The sequence below is a fragment of the Sphingomonas mesophila genome, from assembly GCF_003499275.1.
GTDB classification, from domain to species: domain Bacteria; phylum Pseudomonadota; class Alphaproteobacteria; order Sphingomonadales; family Sphingomonadaceae; genus Sphingomicrobium; species Sphingomicrobium mesophilum.
Genome location: NZ_QWDF01000001.1, coordinates 2,124,641 through 2,146,788 on the forward strand (window position 1 = coordinate 2,124,641; position 22,148 = coordinate 2,146,788).

Annotated in this window: 19 protein-coding genes; 7 read left to right on the forward strand and 12 right to left on the reverse strand. The window is 69.7% G+C overall.

Annotated elements, in window-relative coordinates:
• Window position 1 precedes the first annotated feature (1 nt).
• Both D0Z60_RS10630 and D0Z60_RS10635 read right to left on the reverse strand, forming a co-directional pair.
• Window positions 2–1,717 carry a ShlB/FhaC/HecB family hemolysin secretion/activation protein gene (locus D0Z60_RS10630; RefSeq protein WP_118858210.1) on the reverse strand — a complete coding sequence of 572 codons (1,716 nt, stop codon included), beginning with the start codon at window positions 1,715–1,717 and terminating at the stop codon, window positions 2–4.
• 146 nt (window positions 1,718–1,863) lie between these two features.
• On the reverse strand, window positions 1,864–2,742 hold the full coding sequence (locus D0Z60_RS10635) for an arginase family protein (RefSeq protein WP_205421057.1): 879 nt from the start codon (window positions 2,740–2,742) through the stop codon (window positions 1,864–1,866).
• Window positions 2,743–2,782: 40 nt separating this feature from the next.
• Between D0Z60_RS10635 and hutI the strand changes: the two genes are divergently transcribed.
• Window positions 2,783–3,997, forward strand: coding sequence for an imidazolonepropionase (hutI, locus tag D0Z60_RS10640; RefSeq protein ID WP_118858212.1), 1,215 nt, complete (start codon window positions 2,783–2,785; stop codon window positions 3,995–3,997).
• A 7-nt stretch (window positions 3,998–4,004) separates the two neighbouring features.
• Here the strand turns inward: hutI and D0Z60_RS10645 are convergent, their stop codons facing one another.
• Complete coding sequence (locus D0Z60_RS10645) at window positions 4,005–4,376, reverse strand: VOC family protein (protein ID WP_162888203.1); 372 nt, start codon at window positions 4,374–4,376, stop codon at window positions 4,005–4,007.
• A 161-nt stretch (window positions 4,377–4,537) separates the two neighbouring features.
• Between D0Z60_RS10645 and D0Z60_RS10650 the strand changes: the two genes are divergently transcribed.
• The 3 genes from D0Z60_RS10650 (at window position 4,538) to D0Z60_RS10660 (ending at window position 8,397) form a co-directional block, all read left to right on the forward strand.
• Window positions 4,538–5,062, forward strand: a complete 525-nt coding sequence (locus D0Z60_RS10650; protein ID WP_240325667.1) for a DUF937 domain-containing protein — start codon at window positions 4,538–4,540, stop codon at window positions 5,060–5,062.
• A 107-nt stretch (window positions 5,063–5,169) separates the two neighbouring features.
• Window positions 5,170–6,828, forward strand: coding sequence for a urocanate hydratase (hutU, locus tag D0Z60_RS10655; protein WP_118858215.1), 1,659 nt, complete (start codon window positions 5,170–5,172; stop codon window positions 6,826–6,828).
• Between the two features lie 192 nt (window positions 6,829–7,020).
• A complete protein-coding gene (locus D0Z60_RS10660; protein ID WP_162888204.1) occupies window positions 7,021–8,397 on the forward strand; it encodes a serine hydrolase domain-containing protein in 1,377 nt (458 codons plus the stop codon).
• Here D0Z60_RS10660 and D0Z60_RS10665 read toward each other — a convergent pair.
• Entirely contained in the window at window positions 8,394–9,113 is a 720-nt protein-coding gene (locus tag D0Z60_RS10665; protein WP_118858217.1) for a DUF72 domain-containing protein, read from the reverse strand. The genes D0Z60_RS10660 and D0Z60_RS10665 overlap by 4 nt on opposite strands.
• A 49-nt stretch (window positions 9,114–9,162) precedes the next feature.
• Between D0Z60_RS10665 and D0Z60_RS10670 the strand changes: the two genes are divergently transcribed.
• A complete protein-coding gene (locus tag D0Z60_RS10670; RefSeq protein ID WP_240325620.1) occupies window positions 9,163–9,705 on the forward strand; it encodes a DUF2062 domain-containing protein in 543 nt (180 codons plus the stop codon).
• 40 nt (window positions 9,706–9,745) lie between these two features.
• Window positions 9,746–11,242, forward strand: coding sequence for a histidine ammonia-lyase (gene hutH / locus D0Z60_RS10675; protein ID WP_118858219.1), 1,497 nt, complete (start codon window positions 9,746–9,748; stop codon window positions 11,240–11,242).
• Here the strand turns inward: hutH and D0Z60_RS10680 are convergent.
• The 7 genes from D0Z60_RS10680 to serS all read right to left on the reverse strand — a co-directional run bounded on the left by D0Z60_RS10680 (window position 11,239) and on the right by serS (window position 20,263).
• Complete coding sequence (locus tag D0Z60_RS10680) at window positions 11,239–11,616, reverse strand: DUF2147 domain-containing protein (protein WP_118858220.1); 378 nt, start codon at window positions 11,614–11,616, stop codon at window positions 11,239–11,241. The genes hutH and D0Z60_RS10680 overlap by 4 nt on opposite strands.
• 37 nt (window positions 11,617–11,653) lie before the next feature.
• Window positions 11,654–15,070, reverse strand: a complete 3,417-nt coding sequence (locus tag D0Z60_RS10685) for an error-prone DNA polymerase (protein WP_240325621.1) — start codon at window positions 15,068–15,070, stop codon at window positions 11,654–11,656.
• Complete coding sequence (locus tag D0Z60_RS10690; RefSeq protein ID WP_118858221.1) at window positions 15,070–16,671, reverse strand: Y-family DNA polymerase; 1,602 nt, start codon at window positions 16,669–16,671, stop codon at window positions 15,070–15,072. The genes D0Z60_RS10685 and D0Z60_RS10690 overlap by 1 nt, the downstream gene beginning before the upstream one ends.
• On the reverse strand, window positions 16,562–17,353 hold the full coding sequence (locus tag D0Z60_RS10695; protein WP_162888205.1) for an ImuA family protein: 792 nt from the start codon (window positions 17,351–17,353) through the stop codon (window positions 16,562–16,564). The genes D0Z60_RS10690 and D0Z60_RS10695 overlap by 110 nt, the downstream gene beginning before the upstream one ends.
• Before the next feature lie 74 nt (window positions 17,354–17,427).
• Entirely contained in the window at window positions 17,428–18,180 is a 753-nt protein-coding gene (locus D0Z60_RS10700; RefSeq protein WP_118858223.1) for an alpha/beta hydrolase, read from the reverse strand.
• Between the two features lie 49 nt (window positions 18,181–18,229).
• Window positions 18,230–18,922 (reverse strand): alpha/beta hydrolase, encoded by a 693-nt coding sequence (locus D0Z60_RS10705; RefSeq protein ID WP_118858224.1) that lies wholly within the window; start codon window positions 18,920–18,922, stop codon window positions 18,230–18,232.
• A gap of 81 nt (window positions 18,923–19,003) precedes the next feature.
• Window positions 19,004–20,263 (reverse strand): serine--tRNA ligase, encoded by a 1,260-nt coding sequence (serS, locus tag D0Z60_RS10710; RefSeq protein WP_118858555.1) that lies wholly within the window; start codon window positions 20,261–20,263, stop codon window positions 19,004–19,006.
• Between the two features lie 167 nt (window positions 20,264–20,430).
• On the opposite strand from serS, the gene D0Z60_RS10715 reads away from it, so the two are divergent.
• Window positions 20,431–21,372 carry a DUF808 domain-containing protein gene (locus D0Z60_RS10715; protein WP_118858225.1) on the forward strand — a complete coding sequence of 314 codons (942 nt, stop codon included), beginning with the start codon at window positions 20,431–20,433 and terminating at the stop codon, window positions 21,370–21,372.
• Here D0Z60_RS10715 and D0Z60_RS10720 read toward each other — a convergent pair.
• Window positions 21,369–22,088 carry a Crp/Fnr family transcriptional regulator gene (locus tag D0Z60_RS10720; RefSeq protein ID WP_162888206.1) on the reverse strand — a complete coding sequence of 240 codons (720 nt, stop codon included), beginning with the start codon at window positions 22,086–22,088 and terminating at the stop codon, window positions 21,369–21,371. The two genes, D0Z60_RS10715 and D0Z60_RS10720, sit on opposite strands and share 4 nt — an antisense overlap.
• Between the last annotated feature and the right edge of the window lie 60 nt (window positions 22,089–22,148).

The following is a 22,148-nucleotide window of genomic DNA, read 5'->3' on the forward strand; positions in this document are numbered from 1 at the left end:
CTTACCTCCAGGGCAACAATCTGGTCGTCAGGGTCATCAGGAAGCGGGCGTCGCCGCGCTTGTTCTCGAGTCCCGCCTTCTCGAGCGGGATCGCAATCGCTGCGTCGAGTGCGGCGCGGTCGGCGAGCGCGGCGCGAATTCCGCCGCCGATCGATTTCACGTGGCGCGGGTCGCCGCTGACCTTCTTGTCCCACACCCAGGCGGCGTCCCCGAAGGCGTAGGGCTGGACCGCGATGCGGTTGCGATGGAACGGCAGGCGCGGCCCGCGCAGCTCGACCGCAACGCCGAGCCCGCTGTCGCCGGAGATGATCGCCGGGTCGTAGCCGCGGCCGACGGTGTAATTGCCGGCCGTGAATTCCTCGAACGACAGCAACGGGTTCCAGCCCCACTGCGCGCGCGGGCTGATCGCCACGGCGAGGTCGCGGATGACCGCGAACTCGGCGGTTCCGTTAGCTCGGATCAACGTTCCCGTCGGCTTGCCGTCGGCGCGGCTGGTCGGCGTGTCCTCGGGGTCGCAGCAACGCTCGCTGGCGCCAAAAATGTCGAGGCCTTTGCGCAGCTCGACCGTCGCATTGTAGCGCCACGCCGGGCGCCGCGAGGTGAGGTCCACCGCGTCATAGTCTGCACGCAGCCATGCCACGCGCAGATGGTCGCGGGTCAGCGGTCCGAAGAAATTGACCTTCTGGTCGACCCAGTCGAACCCGCCGCCGAGCGTCAGGTTGCGCGCCTGGCTGCGGATCAGCGGATAAGCCAGGCCGAGCGACGCGAACAGGGTGCGCGCCTTGAGGTCGGGATCGTTCGACTGCTGCTTGTCGATATCGGGCTTGGTCCACGCATAGGTGAAGGCGGCATTGACCAGCAGGCCCTCATTGCCCGGCCGGAAGCTGTGGCCGAGCTGCAGGATCTGCTGCTCCTTAAACTCGAGCGTCGAATAGAGCGCGGCATAGCTCGCGTCGCCCATTCCGGTGAGGCCATAGGCCTGGCCGCGCACTTGGCCGCCCCACCGGCCGGTCGCCTTCGACGCGAGGTTCTGGACCATGACGTCGACCGAATAGGGCTGGCGGATGACGGTCACTTCGCCGACCAGCTCGCCCGGTCCGATCCCGGCCGGCTTCAGGGTCAGCTGGACGTTGTAGCCCGGCAGGTCGCGCGCCAGCAGCAGATAGCGCTCGGCGGTGTAGCGGTTGAAGATCTCGTCCTGCGTCAGCCGGGTGAGATAGCCCGCCAGCTTGGACTCGGCGCCGCTGGTCTGGCCGCGTGCGCGGATCGCGGTCACTCGCGCATAGAGCACTTCGAGGCGCACCACGCCGCTCTCGATCCGCTGAGTCGGCACCTGCACCGCGGCGAGATAGCCGCGATCGCGCAAATAGGTCGCGGCGCGGTCGCGGATCTCGCAGATCACCGCGACCGGCTGGTCGGTGCCGGCATATTCAGCCCAGGTCGCGCGCAGGTCTTCCGCGCTCGCGCCCTTGAGATTGTTGAACTGGACATCGCTCAGCTTGACCCGGATGTCGGCATATTGCGGATCGGCCAGCGGGCACGGCGAACGCTCGACATCGCCGACCACGTTGAGGCTGGTCGCCGGCGCCTGGGTCGGCGGGTTGCGAGTCAGCTCGTCGCGAGTCGGCGCGACGTTCTGGGCGGCGGCATGAGTGAACGGAAATGCGGCGCCCGCGATGGCGACGCTCGAAATCAATCGGCTGTTACGAAACCCCATTTGTCCCCCCGCTGGACGACCCCCAGAACAGCCGAACGCGCGGGCGACTCGGCTAAACTCCCGTTAACGTTGGTGAAGATACTCTTAACCTGTGTCAATCGCGGAAGTGAGCAGCTCGTCCCGTTTTTGGCCGCGATATGAAATGATTAGCGGGCTTCGAAGCCGGCGAGGCATTCCGCCGCCCAGCGCGCGGCGGTCAGTGCGCTGAGGTCGCTCGGGTCGAGCGGCGGGTCCCATTCGGTAAGGTCGATCACGCGCACCCGCGGCTCGGCGGCGAGCGCCCGCGTGGCCGCGAAGAAGTCGCTCGCCACCATTCCGCCCGGCCGTGCGCCTGGGGCCGCCGGGAATTGCGAGCGGTCGATGACGTCGATGTCGCAATCGACCACCAGCGCGCGGCACCCGGCAAGCCGTTCGAGCGCGTCCGCCACCGCCCAGCCGATCCCCCGCGCCCGCACCTCGCCGATCGTGATCAGCCGGTTGCCCGCGGCCAACGCATCGGCGTGCATCGCCGCGCTGTTGGCGAACGGCGCGAGCCCGATCTGGACGATGTTCGCGCCCGGCAGGCCGTCCTCGATCAGCGCCCGCACCGGATTGCCGTTGCCCAGCCCCTGGCCCAAGTCGCGCATGTCGAGATGCGCGTCGAGCGTGATCAGCCCGACCTTGTCGAGCGGCAGTCCGAGCCCGTGCACCCCAGGCCGGGTCACCGCATTGTTGCCGCCGATCAGGAGCGTCAGCTTATGCTCCGCAACGCTCGCCGACACCGCGTCGCGGATCGGCGCGGTCGCCTGTTCGATGCTCAGCCCGTCGATCGCCACGTCGCCGCGATCGTGGACCGCGCTCGACAGCGTGCGCCCGCTCTCGATGTCGAACAGCCCGATCCGCCGAAGCGTTTGCCGCAGCTCGCCCGGCGCCAGGTCGCACCGCCCGGGCGTAACCGATCCCGCCGCGAGCGGGGCCCCGACCAACCCCACCGCCGCGCCCGGCCGCTCGCCGATCAGGTCGCCAAGATTGGGCCAGCCGCTCATGCTTTGACGACTAGCATGGCCGCCGTCTAACGCCACCACCATGTGGGACCGCCTCATCACCAACTGCCATGTCGCGACGATGGTCGCTCGGCCCGGCGACCCGCTCGGGATCGTGCGCAATGCCGCCATCGGTCTCGACGGCGGGCGCATCGTGCGGGTCGGAAGCCGAACCGAGCTGGCCGGCTTCCGCGCCCGCGAAGTCACTCCGCTCGGCGGCGCCTGGGTCACGCCCGGGCTGGTCGATTGCCACACCCATCTGGTGTTCGCCGGCAACCGCGCCGGCGAGCATGCCATGCGCCGGGCCGGCGCCAGCTATGAGGAGATCGCGCGGGCCGGCGGCGGCATCGTCTCGACCGTCGCCGCGGTCCGTGCTGCCTCTCCCGACCAGCTCGCCGCCCAATCCCGCCGCCGTCTGCACGCGCTGATGGCGGGCGGCGTAACGACGGTCGAGGTCAAGTCGGGCTACGGCCTCGATACCGCCGGCGAGGTGAAGCTGCTCGAAGCCGCGCGCGAACTTGGCGAAACCGAGCCGGTGCGCATCGTGCCGACCCTGCTCGCCGCCCACGCCCTCCCGCCCGACGCCCGCGAGGGCCCCGCCCGCGAAGCCTATATGAAGAGCATCGTCGGCGAGATGATCCCGGCCATCGCTAAGGCGAAGCTGGCGACCAGCGTCGACGCCTTCTGCGAAACCATCGCCTTCACCCCGGCCGAGGTCGAGCGGGTGTTCACCGCCGCGCGCGCCCACGGCCTTCCGGTCCGGCTTCATGCCGAGCAGCTGTCGAACCAGAATGGCGCCGAGCTTGCCGCGCGCTACAAGGCGCTCAGCGCCGACCATCTCGAACATCTCGATGCCGCCGGGGCCAAGGCAATGGCCGCCGCCGGCACCGTCGCCGTCCTCCTCCCCGGCGCCTTCTACGCGCTCCAGGAAACCCGCAAGCCGCCGGTCGACCTGCTCCGCCAGCACAAGGTGCCGATCGCCGTCGCGACCGACTGCAATCCCGGCACCTCGCCCTTGCTCAACCCGCAACTCGCGATGCACCTCGCAGCCACCCTGTTCGGCCTCACCCCCGAGGAATGTCTCGCCGGAATGACCGTCCACGCCGCCCGAGCGCTCGGCCTCGCGCACGAGGTCGGGACGATCGCGCCAGGCAAGGCCGCCGACCTCGCCGCCTGGCGGATCGAAGACCCTGCCGAGCTCGCCTACTGGATCGGCCTTGTCCCCGAGCGGCGGATTTTCGCCGGCCGCGACGCGTGACCGCGGCTCATAGCGAATCGCATGAGAACACCACCACGATGACACCGTTCGGATCGGTGAAGAACAGATAGGTGCTGCCCCACGGCCGGGCGATCGGCCCGCGATGCGCAAAGCGCGGGTCGTCGGGGATCTGGAATTGCGCGACATCGGCAACCCGGAACTGCAGGCTGACGCCCGCAAAGTCTCGACTGTCCTCGCAACGATGTACCTCGAGGAAGGCTTCGCCGTCGGCTCCGGCCAGGCCCAATATGCACCCGCGGTCGCCCGGCTCGTCCCATTCTTCTAGCACCGACAGCCCCAGCAGGTCGCGATACCAGTCGCGCGTGGCCTCGAGCAGCGGCGTGCTCAATCGCGTCTTGAGGCTCAGCGGAACAGCCATGGCGTTTCCCATACCCAGTCTGGCGGGCCAATGCGACACGCAGCGCGAGCGGTGAACATTCGCACCACTCGCGCGTAATTTCCGCACAGGCGCTTACCGCCGCCACGGGAGAGTTTCATGTCCGTCGAACAGATGCTTCAGCAGACAATGCCGTCGATGCCATCGCCCGCGAGCTCGGGGTCGACCGCTCGACCGCCCAGGCCGGCGCCACCGCGCTCCTTCCGCAGATCCTCTCCGGAATGCAGCATCCCGCCGCCCCACAATCGGCGATGGCCGGCGCCGGCGGCGGTGCGATGGGCGGCCTTGGTGGCCTGTTCGGCTCGCTCGCCGGAATGGGCGGCGGCGGCCTGCTCGACAACGTCGTCTCGCCGCAGCCGACCGAAGTCGCCAAGGGCAACGACATCCTCGGCCAGATCTTCGGCTCCAAGGACCGCAGCCGCGAGGTTGCCGCCGACGCCGCCGCCACGTCGGGGGTCGAGCCGTCGTTGCTCAAGAAGATGCTCCCGATCCTCGCCATGCTCGCCGCGGGCTACGTGATGAAGCGCGCGGGCTCTGGCGGCGGACTGGGTGGAGCGCTTGGCGGGTTCCTCGGCGGCCAGCCATCCCCGGCCGGCTCACCCGCGGGCGGCCCGGGCGGAATCCTCGACGACCTGATCGGCGCCGCCGGCAAGTTCGTGGGCCGATAGAGCCGCTCGGGCGGCCACCGGACCTTTCCTTTTCGTCATTGCGAGGCGCATAGCGCCGCGGCAATCAGCCGCTCACAGCTACTCGCTCGCATTGACGGAAACGACCGATGACCGACCCGCGCCTCGACAACAGCCGCCACATCCGCGCCCGCCGCGGCGCTGACATCAAGGCCAGGCACTGGACCACCGAGGCAGCGGTTCGGATGCTGATGAACAATCTCGACGCCGAGGTCGCGGAGGACCCGCAAAGCCTCGTCGTCTACGGCGGGATCGGCCGGGCCGCGCGCAGCTGGGCGGCCTATGACAAGATCGTCGAGACGCTCGAGCGGCTGGAGCAGGACGAGACCCTGCTCGTCCAGTCGGGCAAGCCGGTCGGCGTGTTCCGCACCCACAAGGACGCGCCGCGCGTGCTCATCGCCAACTCCAACCTCGTCCCCAAATGGGCGACCTGGGACAAGTTCAACGAGCTCGATCGCGCCGGGCTGATGATGTACGGCCAGATGACCGCCGGCAGTTGGATCTACATCGGCACGCAGGGCATTGTCCAAGGTACTTACGAGACCTTCGCCGAAATGGGCCGCCAACATTATAGCGGCGACCTAAAGGGCAAGTGGATCCTCACCGCGGGCCTCGGCGGGATGGGCGGCGCACAGCCCCTCGCGGCGGTCATGGCCGGCGCCCATTGCATTGCCGTCGAGGTGCAGGAAAGTTCGATCGAGAAACGCCTCGCCACCCGCTACCTCGATCACCGCGCGACCAGCATCGACGAAGCGCTGGAGATTATCCGCGCCGCCACCGAACCGACTTCGGTCGGCCTCCTCGGCAACGCCGCCGAAATCCTGCCCGAAATGGTCGCGCGCGGGATCCGCCCCGACGCGGTCACCGACCAGACCAGCGCGCATGATCCCGCCAACGGCTATTGCCCGGCCGGTTGGTCGGTCGCCGAATGGATCGCCAGGCGCGAAAACGATCCGGCCGCCGTCGCCACTGCCGCCCGCCGCTCGATGGCCCGCCATGTCGAAGCAATGCTCGCGTTCAAGGCGCAGGGCATCCCGGTGTTCGATTACGGCAACAACATCCGCCAGGAAGCGCTCGACGACGGGGTCGCCAATGCGTTCGACTTCCCCGGCTTCGTCCCGGCCTACGTCCGCCCCCTGTTCTGCCGCGGCATCGGCCCGTTCCGCTGGTGCGCGCTGTCGGGCGACTCGGAAGACATCTACCGCACCGACAGCCGAGTAAAGGAACTGATCCCCGACGACCCGCACCTCCACCGCTGGCTCGACATGGCGCGCGAGCGGATCGCCTTCCAGGGCCTGCCCGCGCGGATCTGCTGGGTCGGCCTCGGCCAGCGCCACCGCCTCGGCCTCGCCTTCAACGAAATGGTGCGCAGCGGCGAGGTCAGCGCCCCGATCGTCATCGGCCGCGACCATCTCGACAGCGGCAGCGTCGCCTCACCCAACCGCGAGACCGAGGCGATGCGGGACGGCAGCGACGCGGTCAGCGACTGGCCGCTGCTCAACGCCCTACTCAATACCGCGTCCGGCGCGACCTGGGTCTCGCTCCACCACGGCGGCGGCGTCGGCATGGGCTATTCGCAGCACAGCGGAATGGTGATCGTTGCCGACGGCACCGACGACGCGGCCCGCCGCCTCGAGCGCGTGCTGTGGAACGACCCCGCCACCGGAGTCATGCGCCACGCCGACGCCGGCTATGACGACGCCATCGCCTGCGCCCGCGAGCAGGGCCTCGATTTGCCGATGATTTGACCCCCATGACCACAACTTGACCCAGCCGACCTACTGTATTACGTCACCACTACAGTAGGAGCCGCGCCGATGTTTTTCGAGGTCGCCATGGTCGTCTTGTCCGCTTCCGCCCAGCCCGGGCAGCCCGCGCCACCCCAGCTCGCCGCGGCAATCGCTCGCCCTTCACCGGCACGGCCGCTGGCAGATCAGCTGATGGCCTTGCTCGCCGCGGGCGACGGCGCTGCGCTCGACGCCTTTGTCGATGCGCACCGTTTTGCGCCGGAGTTCGCCGAGATGGAGCCGGCCGCCGCGACCAAGGTCCGGCTCCGAGCGCTCGCCCGCCAGACCGGCGGGGTCGATGTCACCGAATGGCATCCCGAAGGAAACGACATCTTCTTCGAAGGCACCACACGCAAGGGCGCCATTCCGGTCGAGGGCGCGCTGTTTCTGCGCGACGGCAAGTTCGTCGGCATCGATCTCCAGCGCAACATGATGAAGCGCCCGGCCGACGCGCCGCCCTGGCCGCTCAAGTCCACCACCGTCGACGCCGCGCTCAAGGACATCCGCGCCGAAATCGACTGGCGCGCCCGAACCGAGCGCTTTTCGGGCACGGTGCTGATCGCCCGCCGCGGACAACCGGTGCTGCTCGACAGCTGGGGCCTCGCCGCGCGCGGACCCGACGTGCCCATCCGCAACAGCACGCTTCACCACACCGCTTCGGCGAGCAAGATGCTGACCACGGCGGCGGTCGCCACGCTGATCGATCGCGGCAAGCTGGCGCTCGACACGCCGGTGGCGCGCGCCGTTCCCGCCCTCGCCAACGCGCCCGACGCGGCCAATGTCACCATCGCCGACCTGCTCGGCCACCGGGTCGACTATGGCGAATATTTCGGCGAGCTCGACGCCCAGCCGAAGCTGCGCGCAACCCGCCGGCTGAGCGACCTTATGCCCCTTGTCGCCGCGCGCACGCCAAGGCGCGCCCCGCCCGGCAAGGTCGCCTACAGCAACGCCAATTATCTCGTCCTCGCGGCGGCGGTCGAAGCCGCGAGCGGCAAGCACTTCTTCGATTATGTCGAGGCGCATGTGCTCCGCCCGCTCGGCCTCACGCACATCACCTACGGCCATCTCGACCGCCGCCCGGCCGGCGCCGCGATCGGCTGGGTCAAGGACGAGGTCGCCGACCCGCTCGGCATCGAGGCATGGAAATCCAACGACCACATGTTCAAGGCCAGCCATCGCGGCGGGGCGGCCGGCGGCGCCTGGGCCAGCGCGACCGACCTGCACCGACTGATCGACTCGATCGCCGCCGGCAAGCTGATCAGACCGGCGACTCTCCAGGCGATGCTCGCGGACCGCCGCCGCGCCGGCCCGACGCTCGGCTCCGCGCTCGGCTTCATGTTCCGCGGCGGCGACAAGCTGGCCTATTTCGGCCACGCTGGCGGCGGCGGCAACGCCGGGATGAGCGCCTCGGCGTTCATCGCGCCCGACCGCGAATGGAGCGTCGTCGTGCTGTCCAATTTCAGCTCGCCGTCGGGCGAAATGCTCGGCGGCCAGCTGCTCGACTTCCTCGCCAAGCTGCCCCGCGATTAGCGCTGCAGCAAGTCGCTAAGCGCGAGCGCGTCGGCGGTCGCGGCGGACGAGGCGGTGTTGTCGAACATGCACCACACCTGCGGCGCCCCGTCCGCGCGTAGCAGCGTCGCATAGTTCCCAATCCGGTCGGCATAGCTCGAGCGATAGACCACCGGCGACCCGTGCAAGCGCCAATAGCTCAGCGTCCGCGCGCCGCCCGGCCGTGCCGCCGCCTGCGAGCCGACCGGCGGGTCCGCCGCAACCCGCGCCACGCCGGACTCGACCAGCAGGGCGTCCGCCTCCTCGCCGAACCACTCCGCATGGCGCGGCTCGCACGCGAGTCCCGCGCTGGTCCGCGCACGGAGCGCCTCGAAGAATCCGCGCGCCACCGCCGCATCGAATGCCAGCTTGGGCGGCAATTGCACCAGCAGCACCGCCAGTCTGTCGCTCAGCCCTGCCACTTCTTCGGCAAACCGGTCGAGCGGCTCCGCGCAGTCGACCAGCTTGCGCACGTGGGTAATCTCCTTCGGCAGCTTGACCGAGAAGCGGAAGCCGTCCGGCACGCTCGCCGCCCAGCGCTGCCAGGTCTCCGGGCGATGCGGCCGGTGGAACGAACTGTTGATCTCGACCGCGTCGAACACGCCCGCATAGCGCTCGAGCGCCGTCCCCTCCGCCGCGAACCGCCCGCGCAGAGCCGCCGCGATGCTCCATCCCGCAGTGCCGATCCGGATCGTCATCGCTGCTGAACGCGCGGCCTCGCCCGAACGATGCCTCTGGCCGCGGCCAATGCTTTCTGCCAAACCGCCCGCCACCATGCGCAAATGGTTTCAGCAGGTTTCTCCGGACCGCGAGAAATTGCTCGCGATCAGCTGGATGCGGCCGATCGCGCACCGCCTGACCGAGCCGACGATCTGGCATTTTAACCGCCATTGCGTCGCCCGCGGAGTGGCGCTCGGCCTCGCCGTCTCGTTCGTTCTCCCGGTTGGGCAGATCGTCCTCGCGGCGCTGTTCGCGAGCATGGTTCGCGGCAATGTGCTGGTCGCCGCCGCGGCCACCCTGCCGAGCAATCCGCTAACCTTCCCGGCAATCTATTACGGCGCGTACAAGCTCGGCGCGTGGCTGCTCGGTACCCCGGTTACCGCCCCGGCGGTCGCTGCCGACCGCTCGATGAGCGAGATGATCGTCGGCGCCTCGGGCCCGGTGTCGCTCGGCCTCATCATCTTCGCCGTCGCCTCGGCAATCCTCGGCTATTGGCTGGTTCACGGCGTGTGGCGGCTGTTCCTCGTACGCCAGTGGCGGCGCCGGCCGTGGCGCGGCGCGGCCGCCTGACGCTGGTCGGGCACCGGCTAATCTGCCAAAGCCCGCGGCCATGCTGACGCTCGACCCGACCGCGATCGATCTCGACCTGCTGCGCCGCCTGTGGGCCGGCGCCCCCGCTCGCCTCGACGATGCCAGCCACGCACGGATCGCGGCCTCGGCCGCCGCGGTCGAGCGCATCGTCGCCTCGGGCGAGACGGTCTACGGGATCAACACCGGCTTCGGCCTGCTCGCCAACAAGCGCATTCCCGCCGACCGCCTCGCCGAGCTCCAGCGCAACCTCATCCTGTCGCACAGCTGCGGCCTCGGAGACCCGCTCCCGCGCCACGTCGTCCGGCTGATGATCGTGCTCAAGCTGCTCGGCCTCGGCCGCGGCCATTCGGGCGTCCGGCCGCTCGTCATCGATGCGCTCCAGTCCCTGATCGACAAGGATGCGATGCCGCTGATCCCGAGCCAGGGCAGCGTCGGCGCCTCGGGCGATCTCGCCCCGCTCGCCCACCTCATCGCCGCGCTGATGGGCCACGGGCGGATCGACCTCGCCGGCACCATCCTGCCCGCCGCCGACGCCCTCCACCAGCTCGGCATGGCGCCGCTCGAGCTCGGCCCCAAGGAAGGGCTGGCGCTGATCAACGGCACCCAGGCCTCGACCGCCATCGCGCTCGATGCCCTGTTCCTCGGCGAGCGGGTGTTCGCCGCCGCGCTTCACGCCGGGGCGCTCTCGGTCGATGCGCTCAAGGGCTCGATCAAGCCGTTCGACGCGCGCATCTCGCAGCTTCGCGGCCAGCCCGGCCAGGTTCGCGTTTCCGACGCCATCCGCGGCCTGCTCGACGGCTCGGCCATCGTCGCTTCACATCACCGCTGCGGCCGGGTCCAGGATCCCTACAGTTTCCGCTGCCAGCCGCAGGTGATGGGCGCCGCGCTCGATCTGCTCGACCAGGCGGCGCGCACGCTGACCATCGAGGCGGCGGCGGTGACCGACAATCCGATCGTGTTCGACGACGAAGACAGCGCGCTCAGCGGCGGCAATTTCCATGCCCAGCCGGTCGCCTTCGCCGCCGACATCATCACCATGGCACTATGCGAAGTCGGCTCACTCTCGGAACGCCGTACAAGTGTCCTGGTCGATCCCAAGATGAGCGGGCTGCCCGCCTTCCTGACCGACGACGGCGGGGTCAATTCGGGATTGATGATCCCGCAGGTCACCGCCGCGGCGCTGGCTTCGGAAAACAAGAGCCTCGCCTTCCCCGCGTCGGTCGATTCGATCCCGACCTCGGCCGGCCAGGAGGACCATGTGTCGATGGCGCCGATCGCCGCGCGCAAGGCCGCGCAGGTCGCGCGCAACACCGCCGGAATTGTGGCGGTCGAGCTGATCGCCGCCGCCCAGGGGGTCGATTTTCACGCCCCGCTCGAGACCTCGCCGCCGCTAAAGGCGCTCCACGCGCGGGTCCGTGCCATCTCGCCGCATCTCGAAACCGATCGCTATTGGGCGGACCAGATGGCCGCGCTCCAGTCGGCGGTGCTGGCCGGGGAGATCGCCGAAATCCTCTAGTCGGCGCGGGTCCAGGTCTGCGATTTGCACAGCATCTTGCCGGCCATGCAGCCGCGTACCACCAGCCGGTTGGAATCGAGCAGGCGTAGCTCGGCGCGGGCCCGGAAATTGCGGTCGGGCACGAACAGCCGCCCCTTCCATTTGTCCTCGCCGGCGGCGGTGAAGCCGGTCATCAGCTGGGTCCCGACCAGGTCGCGCGTGCCGCCCTTGGCGGCGTCGGCTTTGGCCTTGTCGGACGCGGCGACGACCGTCCCGCACCACGCCTCGCCGCATTGCGCGATGGCGACGGTGACGCTGCCATTGGGGTGGGTCCAGCGCCCCTCGAGGGAGCCGTCGGCGAACAGCGCGGCAAGCAACAGGACCGGAGTCGGCATGGCCGAAACATGACCGACATCAACAAAAACGCAAGACTCAGTGGAAGTCGCGGCTTTTTGGCATGCAGTGGACGTTGCGCGGATGAACCATCGGTGGCGGCCGGGGCACGCTGCGCTGGGCGCCGCCACCGTCGCCGTTCGACAGCGTCGACGGCATCGCGTCCTCGCTCAGCTGGCGCAGCATGGCGGTGTCGTCCTCCAGCCGGCTGGCGACGACATGGACCACCGCCTCGTCGTGCTGGACCAGCCCGTGGACGACCATCAGCCGCGATCCCATCACGATCCCGCGCTGGCTTGCGAAGCGGTCGGGCCAGATCACCAGATTGGCGATCCCCGTCTCGTCCTCCAGCGTGATGAAGCACACCCCCTTGGCGCTGCCCGGCCGCTGGCGGATCAGCACTAGCCCGGCCAGGCTGACCCGCCGGCCGTAGCGCATCGATCGAAGCTCCCCGGCGGTGACGAAGCCGCGGCGCGCATAATGGTCGCGCAGGAAGGTCATCGGGTGCGCTTTGAGGCTGAGGCGAATGGTCTGGTAATCGCTCACCACATGCTCGCTCAGCGGCATCGCGGGGAGCCTCACCACCTCGCGTTCCCAGCCCTCGTCGGCGGCGTCGGCGGCGCGAAACAGCGGCAGGTCGGGCGCGGCCTTCAGCGCGCGGCAGTCCCACAGCGCTTGACGCCGGTCGAGCCCCATTGAGCGGAACGCGTCGGCCTCGGCCAGCCGCTGGATCGCCGCCACCCCGATCCCGGCGCGCCGCCGCACATCCTCGACGCTGGCATAGGGCACCGCGCCCCGCGCCGCGACCAGCCGCGTCGCGTCGTCCAGCCGAAGCCCCTCGATCTGGCGAAGGCCCAATCTGAGGACGGGGTCACGCCCTTCCGCTGCGGGCTCGAGCGCAGAGTCCCACCCGCTCTCGTTCACATCCACCCCGCGCACCTCGACTCCATGTTCCTGCGCGTCGCGAACGATCTGCGCCGGTGCGTAAAAGCCCATCGGCTGCGAGTTGAGCAGCGCCGCCGCGAACGCCGCCGGATAGCGCCATTTGATCCAGCTCGAGACGTAGACCAGATGCGCGAAGCTCGCCGCGTGGCTTTCGGGAAAACCATATTCGCCGAACCCGCGGATCTGGTTGAAGCAGCGCGTGGCGAAGTCCCGGTCGTAACCGCGCTCCACCATCCGCTCGACCATCTTGTCCTGCAGCAGATCGATCGTCCCGCGGCTGCGGAAGGTCGCCATCGCCTTGCGCAGCTGGTTGGCCTCGGCCGGAGTGAATTGCGCGGCATCGAGCGCGATCTTCATCGCCTGCTCCTGGAACACCGGCACGCCCAGCGTCCGCGCCAGGATCCGCTCCAGCTCGTCGGGCGGGCCGTGCGCCGGGTCGGGGCAGGGGAAGCACACCGGCTGCTTGCCCTGCCGCCGCTTCAGGAACGGATGCACCATGTCGCCCTGGATCGGTCCCGGCCGGACGATCGCCACTTCGATGACGAGGTCGTAGAAGCAGCGCGGCTTCAACCGCGGCAGCATATTCATCTGCGCCCGGCTCTCGACCTGGAACACGCCGAGCGAATCGCCCTTGCACAGCATGTCGTAGACCCCCGCCTCCTCGCGCGGGACAGTCGCCAGCTCCCACCGCTCGCCGTGATGCGCCTCGATCAGGTCGAACGCTTTGCGGCAGCAGGTCAGCATGCCCAGCGCGAGCACGTCGATCTTGAGGATGCCCAGTTCCTCGATGTCGTCCTTGTCCCATTCGATGAACGTCCGGTCGGGCATCGCGCCATTGCCGACCGGCACCGTCTCGATCAGCGGCCGCTGGGTGAGGATGAAGCCGCCGACGTGCTGCGACAGATGCCGCGGCATGCCGATCAATTCGCCCGCCAATTTGACCACGCGCCGCAGATGCGGGTCGCTCATGTCGAGCCCGGCCTCGGTCACCCGCTCCTCGGCGGTGCCTTCCTCCATGCTGCCCCAATGGGTCGCCGCGATCGCCGCGCAGACGTCCTCGGAGAGGCCCATCACCTTGCCGACCTCGCGGATCGCCGAGCGCGGGCGGTAGTGGATGACGGTCGCGGCGATGCCGGCGCGGTCGCGGCCGTATTTCTGGTAGATGTGCTGGATCACCTCCTCGCGCCGCTCATGCTCGAAGTCGACGTCGATGTCGGGCGGCTCCTTGCGCTCCTCGCTGATAAAGCGCTCGAACAGCAAATCGTTGACGCTCGGGTCGACCGCGGTGATCCCCAGCACGAAGCACACCGCGCTGTTGGCCGCGCTGCCGCGCCCCTGGCACAGGATCGGCGGGTCAAGGCTGCGCGCATAAGCGACGATCTCGTGGACGGTGAGGAAATAGCGCGCGAAGTCGAGCTTCTCGATCAGCGCGAGCTCGTGGCGCAATTGCGCGGCAACCTTGTCCGGCACGCCGTCCGCATAGCGCGCCTCCGCCCCGGCCCAGGTGAGATGCTCGAGATGCTCCTGCGGGGTCCGCCCCTCCGGCACCGTTTCCTCGGGATATTCGTAGCGCAATTCGTCGAGGCTGAAGCGGATCGCATCGGCGAAGTCGCGGGTCGCCGAAATCGCGTGCGGCCAGCGCTCGAACAGGCGGATCATCTCGGCCGGCGACTTTAAATGCCGCTCGGCATTAGGCTCGAGCAGATAGCCCGCCTCGGCCAGCGTCGTCTTTTCGCGGATGCAGCTCATCACGTCCTGCAGCGGCCGCCGCTCGGGCGCGTGATAGAGCACGTCGTTGGTCGCGAGGATCGTGCAGCCATGCGCCCGCGCCAGCCGGTCGAGCCGCTCGATCCGCGCCAGGTCGTCCCCGCGATAGAGATAGGATGCGCCGACGTGGCGAAGGCCCGGCAACGCCGCACGCAGTCCCGGCAAGCCCGCCGCGAACGCCTCCAAGTCGCCCCCCGGCATGGCGATGAACGCGATCCCCTCGGCATGCGCCGCGATCTCGTCCAGAGTCAGGTCGCAGTCGCCCTTGGCGCTGCGCATCTTGCCCAGGCTCAGCAGCCGCGACAGCCGCCCATAGCCCTCGCGGTCGAGCGGGTAGGCGAGCAGCGAACATTCACCCCTCCCGCCTGCGGGAGGGGAAGAGGCGCAAAGCGCCGAAGGGGAGGGCCTGTCGACAGCAGCACAGGCCCTCCCCCCGGCCCCCTCCCGCTCCGGCGGGAGGGGGAGCATGAGCCGGCACCCCACCAGCGGCCGCAGTCCCGCCCCCTTGGCCGCGCTGTGCATCCGCACCACCCCGGCGAGCGTGTCGCGGTCGGCGATGCCGATGCTGTCCATGCCCATCGCATGCGCCGCCAGCACCAGCTCGATCGAATCCGACGCGCCGCGCAGGAACGAGAAGGGCGACGCCACGCCCAGCTCGACGAACGGCGCGGGCGCGATCGGCGCCGGCCGCTCGCCATCGCCGAGCATCAGCGTCTTGCGCGCAAATCCGGTATATTCGGGCATCAGCCGAACAGCCCGTGCAGATACCACGCAGGCGCCCCGCCGCGGCCGTCGTCGTGGAGACCCTCGCGATAAATCCAGTAGCGCCGCCCGGCGCCGTCCTCGACTCGATAGTAATCGCGCAGCCGGGCGCTCGATCGCTCGCGCCACCATTCGGGCGCGATCCGCTCCGGCCCCTCGGCCCGGACCACGTCGTGCACCACTCGCCGCCAGCGGAACCGCCGGGGCAATCCGGCCGGCGTGGCATAGATCACCTCAATCGCCTCTGGCCGGTCGAGCAACCGCTGCGGCCGCGCCCGCTCCTCCCTGGCCGCAGGCCGGGGAGGGGGACCGTCCGCCGAAGCCGCAGGCGAAGGCGGATGGTGGAGGGGTTTGGTGCCGATCCCTCCCGTCTCCTCCCACCCCACCGCCCGCTCCGGCAAATGGCTCTCCCTCGCCGCAGGCCGCCGCACCTTGCCCGGCCCGAGCTTGCTCACCAGCCGGTCGACCAGCCGCGCCACCGCCACTGCCGGCGGCGGCTCGCCGCCCAGCCCGTCCTGCGCCGAGCCCAGCGGCTCGCACCATTCGGCCTCGAGCACGAAGCCGTCGAAGCCGAAGCCGGGGTCGAGCTCGGCCGCCTTGTCGCCCAGGATGCGCAGCAGATGCTTCGGCTCGCGGCTCGGCAGCGCGCACGCCGCCACCGCCACCGCGACCTCGCCGTCGACCCGGTAGCCGGCCAGCACCAGCCGCCGCGCGCCGAGCCGCCGCTGCTCGAGCTGGCGCACCAGCTCGGGCATCATCAGCGCCAGCGATTGCGGCGCCGCGGCGGGGTCGGCGACCGGCTCGGCCAGCCGCAGCAACGCGCGCGGCGCGGGCTGGTCGACGATCGGGGTCAGCGGGTCGGCCTTGCGGCCCAGCGCGCGGTCGAGCGCGTCCAGCGGATTGTCGGCCTCGCGAAAGCGCCGCGCCAGGCTCCGGCGCTCGATCCCGGCCAGCGCACCGATGGTCTTCAGGCCCAATCGCTCGATCACCCGCGTGACGTCCGCCGCCAGCCCCAGCGCCGCCACCGGCAGCGGCGCCAGCATCGCCGCCAGCCCCTCGCGTGGAGCGACGATTGCCGCCGCGCCCCCGAACCGCGCCAGTGCCCACGCCGCGCGCGGGGTCGGCGAGATCGCCGCCCGAGCGGTCAGTCCAAGCCCGCCAAACCGCGCGACGATGTCGCCCAGCAGCCGCTGCTCGTCGCCGAACAGATGCGCCGCCCCACTCGCATCGAGCAGCAGCGAGTCCGCCGAATCGACCTCGACCGCCGGCGACCAGCGGCTTGCCCAGCGCGCCAGCCGGCGCAGCAGCTCAGCGTCCCCGGCGAGGTCGGCCGCCACCGCCGCAAGCCCCGGGTCGAGCGCGCGCGCGTCGGTCAGCCGCATGCCCGGCCGGGCGCCCGCCGCCGCCGCCGCGGCGGTCACCGCATGGATCCGCTGGCCGTGCTGAACCTCGATGGTCAGCGCGATCCGGTCATCAGCCTGCGGCCCGGCGATCCGCGCCCACCGCTCGATCGCCAGCGCCGGCAACCACACCGAAACCAGCCGGGTCTCCGCCGCTCGTCCCGAGCCCGGCCGAGGGATCATGGCTCAGCACCCAGCGGCCCGGCTTGCCGCCGCGCACCCGGAACAGCTCGGCATCCCACGCCGCCGCTCCGGGCCCGCGCGAGTTGAGCGGATTGGCCAGGCTCGGAGCGCTCGCCAGCCGCCAGCGCAGCCGCGCCCCGCTGAGGTTGGCGTGGCCGCCGAGCCGAATCAAGAAGGCGGCCACGCCGTGCCGTTCGGCGGCCACCGCAAGCCGCCGGGTCGCGGTGAAATCGAGCGCCGCGGGGTCGCCGTAGAGCTCGCCGATGACGGCGCCCAATTGCCCGCATCTCAGTCCTTCCTCCATCGCCCACAGCGCCTCGCGGGCATCGCGCGCGCCGACGTGGATGAGGTCGGCAGCCTGCGCCCCAAGCCCCGGCGGATAGATCCGCCCCGCCTCGAGCATCGCCATCCGCTCCTGCACCCACAGCCACGGCCGCCCGGCCGGAAGCTGCGGCAGCAAGAAGCCCGTCCACCCCCCGTCGCGCGGACTGGCGAACAGCTCGGCCAGGGTAGGGGAGCAGCTGCCGGGGAGCTTCCACTGCTCGTGCGAATGCAAGAGCCCGGTCCGGCGAAGCCGCTCCGCCGCGCGCACCCCCGCCTCTCCCGCTTCAACGGGAGGCTGGGCCGGATCGGCAGGCGCGCGTGCCCCTGCGCCGGCGACAAGGCGAAGACTTGCTGCCACACGACTCGAACGTTTTTGTTCTAGTTTTGTTCTTGTCCCGCGACTCCGCCCGTGGAGTCAAGCGGAGTCGCGGGTCAGGCCGCCCGCCGCCCCTCGACTTCCCTTAGGAAGATCCGGATCTCCCGCACGATCCGGCTCATCGCGCCGCGGTCGAGTGCGAAGCCGGCGTGACGCGTGGTCAGCTCGACCGCCTTGTCGACCTCGCCCGCCGCGCCGCGCGCCGCGGCCGGGGCGACGATCCCGTCCAGCCGCGACCAGAAGGCCAGCATCGGCACCGGCGGCTTGCCCGCGTGGCGCTCGAACGGCGGCAGGTTGACGTCGTGCCCCGCGATCCGCTCGTAATATTCGCGGATATTGGTGTTGGTCTTGTAGTCGCCGCTGAACGGCGAGCCCAGCGTCACCACCGCGCGGATCTTGTCCGGCACGCGCCACGCCAGCTCGCGCGCGAACATCCCGCCCAGGCTCCAGCCGACTAGCAGCACCTTGCGCCCGTCGTGGATCGCCGCGATCCGCCCCGCCAGCAGGTCCATCGTGTCGGACCTTGCCCCACGATTGAGCCCGAGCAGCCACGGGTGCGCACGCCACCCGCCGAGCGCCAGCGCGCGCCGCAGGTCCATCGTCGAGCGGTCGTTGGCCAGGAATCCCGGAATGACCAGCGCCGGCGGCCCGTTCTCCGGTCCGCGCGGCCCGAGGTGGCCAAGTCCGGCGAGCAGCCGCGGCAGCCGCCATGCCAGCTCGCTCCATTTCTGGAGGTCGGGCGGCGGCAGCAGATCGGGGTCGAGCTCGTCCTCGAGCCGCTGGTCGGGGGTGGGCTGCGCGTGCCGCATCCCGGCAACATGGTTGCTTTGGCGGAACGAAACAAGAATCCGTGGAGCGCTAGCCGTGCTTTTCCAGGAAGCTATGGATTTCGCGCACCACTTGCCCCGCCACCCGGCGCGACACGCCGAACGCCATGTGGCTGCATTTCAGCGCCACCACCGAATCGCTTTCCTCGGCCAGGCCGCGCGCCGCGCGCGGCGAGACGATGCCGTCGTCGGGCGACCAGATTGCCAGCGTCGGCACCGGCGGCTTGGACGTGTCGCGGGCGATCGGCGGGTCGTCGACCTTGTGCCCCGCGACCAGCTCATACAGCCGCCAGACGTTGTTCATGCGCGGGTCGCCGCTGAACGGACTGCCCAGCGTCACCACCGCGCGCACCCGCTCCGGATGGGCCTGCGCCAGCGCCCGAGCGAACACCCCGCCGAGGCTCCACCCGACGAGCAGGATCGGCCGCTCCGGGTCGATCGAGTCGAGCCGCGCCTTCAGCCGGTCGAGCGTGTCGGCCCGCGCGCCGAGGTTCCAGCCATGGTCCCACGGATGCACCCGCCAGCCGCCCGCCGCGAGCGCCCGCCGCAATTCCATCGTCGTCCGGTCGTTGGCGATGAAGCCGGGGATGACCAGCGCCGGCTCTCCGTCCTCCGGCCCGCGCGGCCCGAGATGCCCAAAGCCGTAAATCGCCCGCGGCAGCAGATACCCCGCCTCCACCAGCCGCCGCCAGCCGGGGGGAGGAAGCTCGTCCCTGTCCGTCATTGCGAGGCTCCGAAGGAGCCGCGGCAATCCAGTCTTGCCATGCTGGATTGCTTCGCTTCGCTCGCAATGACGATCATTGGCCTACAGATATTCCCCGCCCATCAGCTCGCGCAGCGCGGCCGGGAGCCGCACCCGCCCGTCGGCGGTCTGGTGATTCTCGAGCAGCGGCACGAGAATCCTTGGGGAGGCCAGCGCGGTATTGTTCAGTGTGTGCGCGAACCGCACCTTGCCGTCGGCGTCGCGGTAGCGAAGGTTGGCCCGCCGCGCCTGCCACTCGTGCAGCGTCGAGCAGCTGTGGGTCTCGCGATATTTGCCGAGGCTCGGCACCCAGCTCTCGATATCGTTCATGCGATATTTGCCCAGCCCCATGTCGCCGGTCGATGTCTCGATCACCTGATAAGGGATTTCGAGATCGCGCAGCAGGCTCTCGGCCAGCTTGAGCAGCCGCGCATGCCAGCTTGCGCTCTCCGCCTCGTCGGCGGCGCACATCACCCATTGCTCGACCTTGAGGAATTGGTGCACGCGGAGCAGCCCGCGCACATCCTTGCCGGCGCTGCCCGCCTCGCGCCGGAAGCAGGGCGAATAGCCCGCGTAAGTGAGCGGCAACTTGGCGCCGTCGACGATCTCGCCCGAATGCAGCGAGGTCAGCGCGACCTCCGCGGTCCCGGCCAGGAACGCATCGTCGTTGGGCAGCGCGTAGGTCTCCTCGACGTGACCGGGGAACTGGCCCTGGTTGAGGAACGCCTGCTCGCGCGCGATCGCGGGCACGGTGATCGGCGTGAACCCGGCCGCCGCGATCTTGTCCAGCGCCCAGCCCATCAGCTTGGTCTCGAGCAGCGCCAGCCGCCCCTTGAGGCAATAGGTGCGGCTGCCCGACACCTGGACGATCCGGCTCAGCTCGGCCCAGTCGTTCTTCTCGATGAGCGCGACATGGTCGAGCGGCGCGAAGTCGAACTTGGGGAGCGCGCCCTCAGTGCGCACGACCACATTGAAGCTCTCGTCCGGCCCGACCGGCGCTCCGGAATAGGGGATCTGTGGAAGCCTGAGCGTCATCGCTCGCAATTGCTCGGCCTTGGCGCCAAGCTCCTGCTCCAGCTCGCCCGCTTTCGCGCCCGCCGCCTTCGCCTCGGCCCCGAGCGCAGCCTTCTCCTCCGGCGCGGCGTCCTTGAACCGCGCGCTGATCGCGTTGCGGCTGGTCCGAAGCGCGTCGATCTCGGTCTTCAGCGCTCGCATCTCGCCGTCGAGCGCGAGCAAGGCGTCGAGGTCGAGATCGACCCCCTTGGCCGCAATCGCCCCTTCCACCGCCGCGCGGTTCGCCTTGATGAAATCCAGTCCCAGCATGGCCCCGCCGATGCGCGAAACCGCCCCCAAGAGCAACACCCGTCGCCCCAGCGCAGGCTGGGGCCCATGCGCTCATGTCACGCCTAATAGCACGGCATGGATGCCAGCCTGCGCTGGCATGACGGGCAAAATCTGCCTAACGCGCGTCCACAACGACAGGAGACCCCATGCCGTCCGGATTGTTCGCGCTGCTCGACGATGTGGCGATGATCGCCAAGCTCGCCTCGGCCTCGATCGACGACGTCACCGCCGCCGCCGGGCGCGCCGGCATGAAGGCCGCCGGGGTAGTGATCGACGACACCGCCGTCACGCCGCGCTTCGTCCACGGCCTGACGCCGGACCGCGAGCTTCCGATCATCGGCAAGATCGCGCTCGGCAGCCTCAAGAACAAGCTGCTGTTCCTGCTCCCCGGGGCGCTCGCGCTGAGCGAGTTCGCGCCGTTCCTGATCACGCCCATCCTGATGATCGGCGGCGCCTATCTGGCGTTCGAGGCGAGCGAGAAGATCATCGAGGCGATCCGCCACGAGCATCACGAGCACAGCAAGGAAATCGTCGCCGGCGACGCCGCCGAGCTCGAGAAGAAGCAGGTCGCCGGAGCGGTCCGCACCGATTTCATCCTGTCGGCCGAGATCATGGCCATCTCGCTGGCCGCGATCGACATCCCCGACTTCTGGCCGCGCGCCTTCGCCTTGGCCCTCGTCGCCATCGCGGTGACGGTCGGGGTCTACGGCACGGTCGCATTGATCGTGAAGCTCGACGACATCGGCCTCCACCTCGCCGAGCGCTCGTCGGCCGCGGCCCGCAAGATCGGCCGCGGGATGGTCCGCGCCGTGCCCAAACTATTGTCCTTCCTGTCGACCGTCGGAATCGCCGCCATGCTGTGGGTCGGCGGCGGGATCCTGCTCCACGGCTTCGAGGAGCTTCACGTCACGCCCTATCCGGCGATGCTCCATCACTGGATCGAGGAGGTGGCGCACGGCAACGGCCTGCTCGAATGGGCCTTGCTCGCCCTCGCTGGCGCCGCGCTCGGCTTCGTCATCGGCAGCGCGATCGCCTTCGTCGTCCGCCGCTTCACCACCCATCCCGAGGATCTGGTGGTCGACGCCTAGCGGCTCTGCGCCCCGCCGAGCAGCAGATAGGCTTCGTCGAACTGCGCAACCTGCCGAAGCCGCTTGGCGTCGGGCAGGCTGATCCGCGAGCCATTGGTCACCAAGAGCCCGTCCTGGCGCAGCGCCTGCATCGTCCGGTTGAGATGGACCGCGGTCACCCCCAGCACGTCGGCCAGCTGCGCCTGGGTAATCGGGAAGTCGAACTCGTCGCGCTGGCCTAATTCCGCGATCTCGAAGCGGATGCCCATTTCGCACAATAGATGCGCCAGCCGCGCCTTGGCGCTGCGCCGCCCGAGCGCGGCATTCCACTTAGCCAGGATCGACCCGTCGACCACCGTGTCGCGCCAGAACGCCATGGTATAGGCGGGCGCCGAATCGACCAGCTTGCGAAGCGCCGTGTGCGGCACCATCCGGACCACCGAGTCGGTCAGCGATTCGATTCCCCAGCCGGTCTCCGGAACCGCCAGCGAGTGAAGGTCGCAGAAGTCGCCGACGATGTGCAGCGCGGTGATCTGGCGGTGCCCGTTGGCCAGCTGGTCGAAGCGGCCGACCAACCCTTCCACCACTAGGCACGAATAGGTCATTCGGTTGCCGGGGCGGACGATGTCGCGGTGCGCCTGGGTGCGCACCTCCTCGCCCGGCAGCGCCAGGATCGCCTCCTGCTCGGCCTTGGTCAGCGGCGAGCGGAGCAGCAGCCGGAACAGAAACTTTTCCAAGGCGCCTCGATAGGCCGCCATCCCCACCTCGGCAATCAAAGCAATGCCCCGCCCCACGCC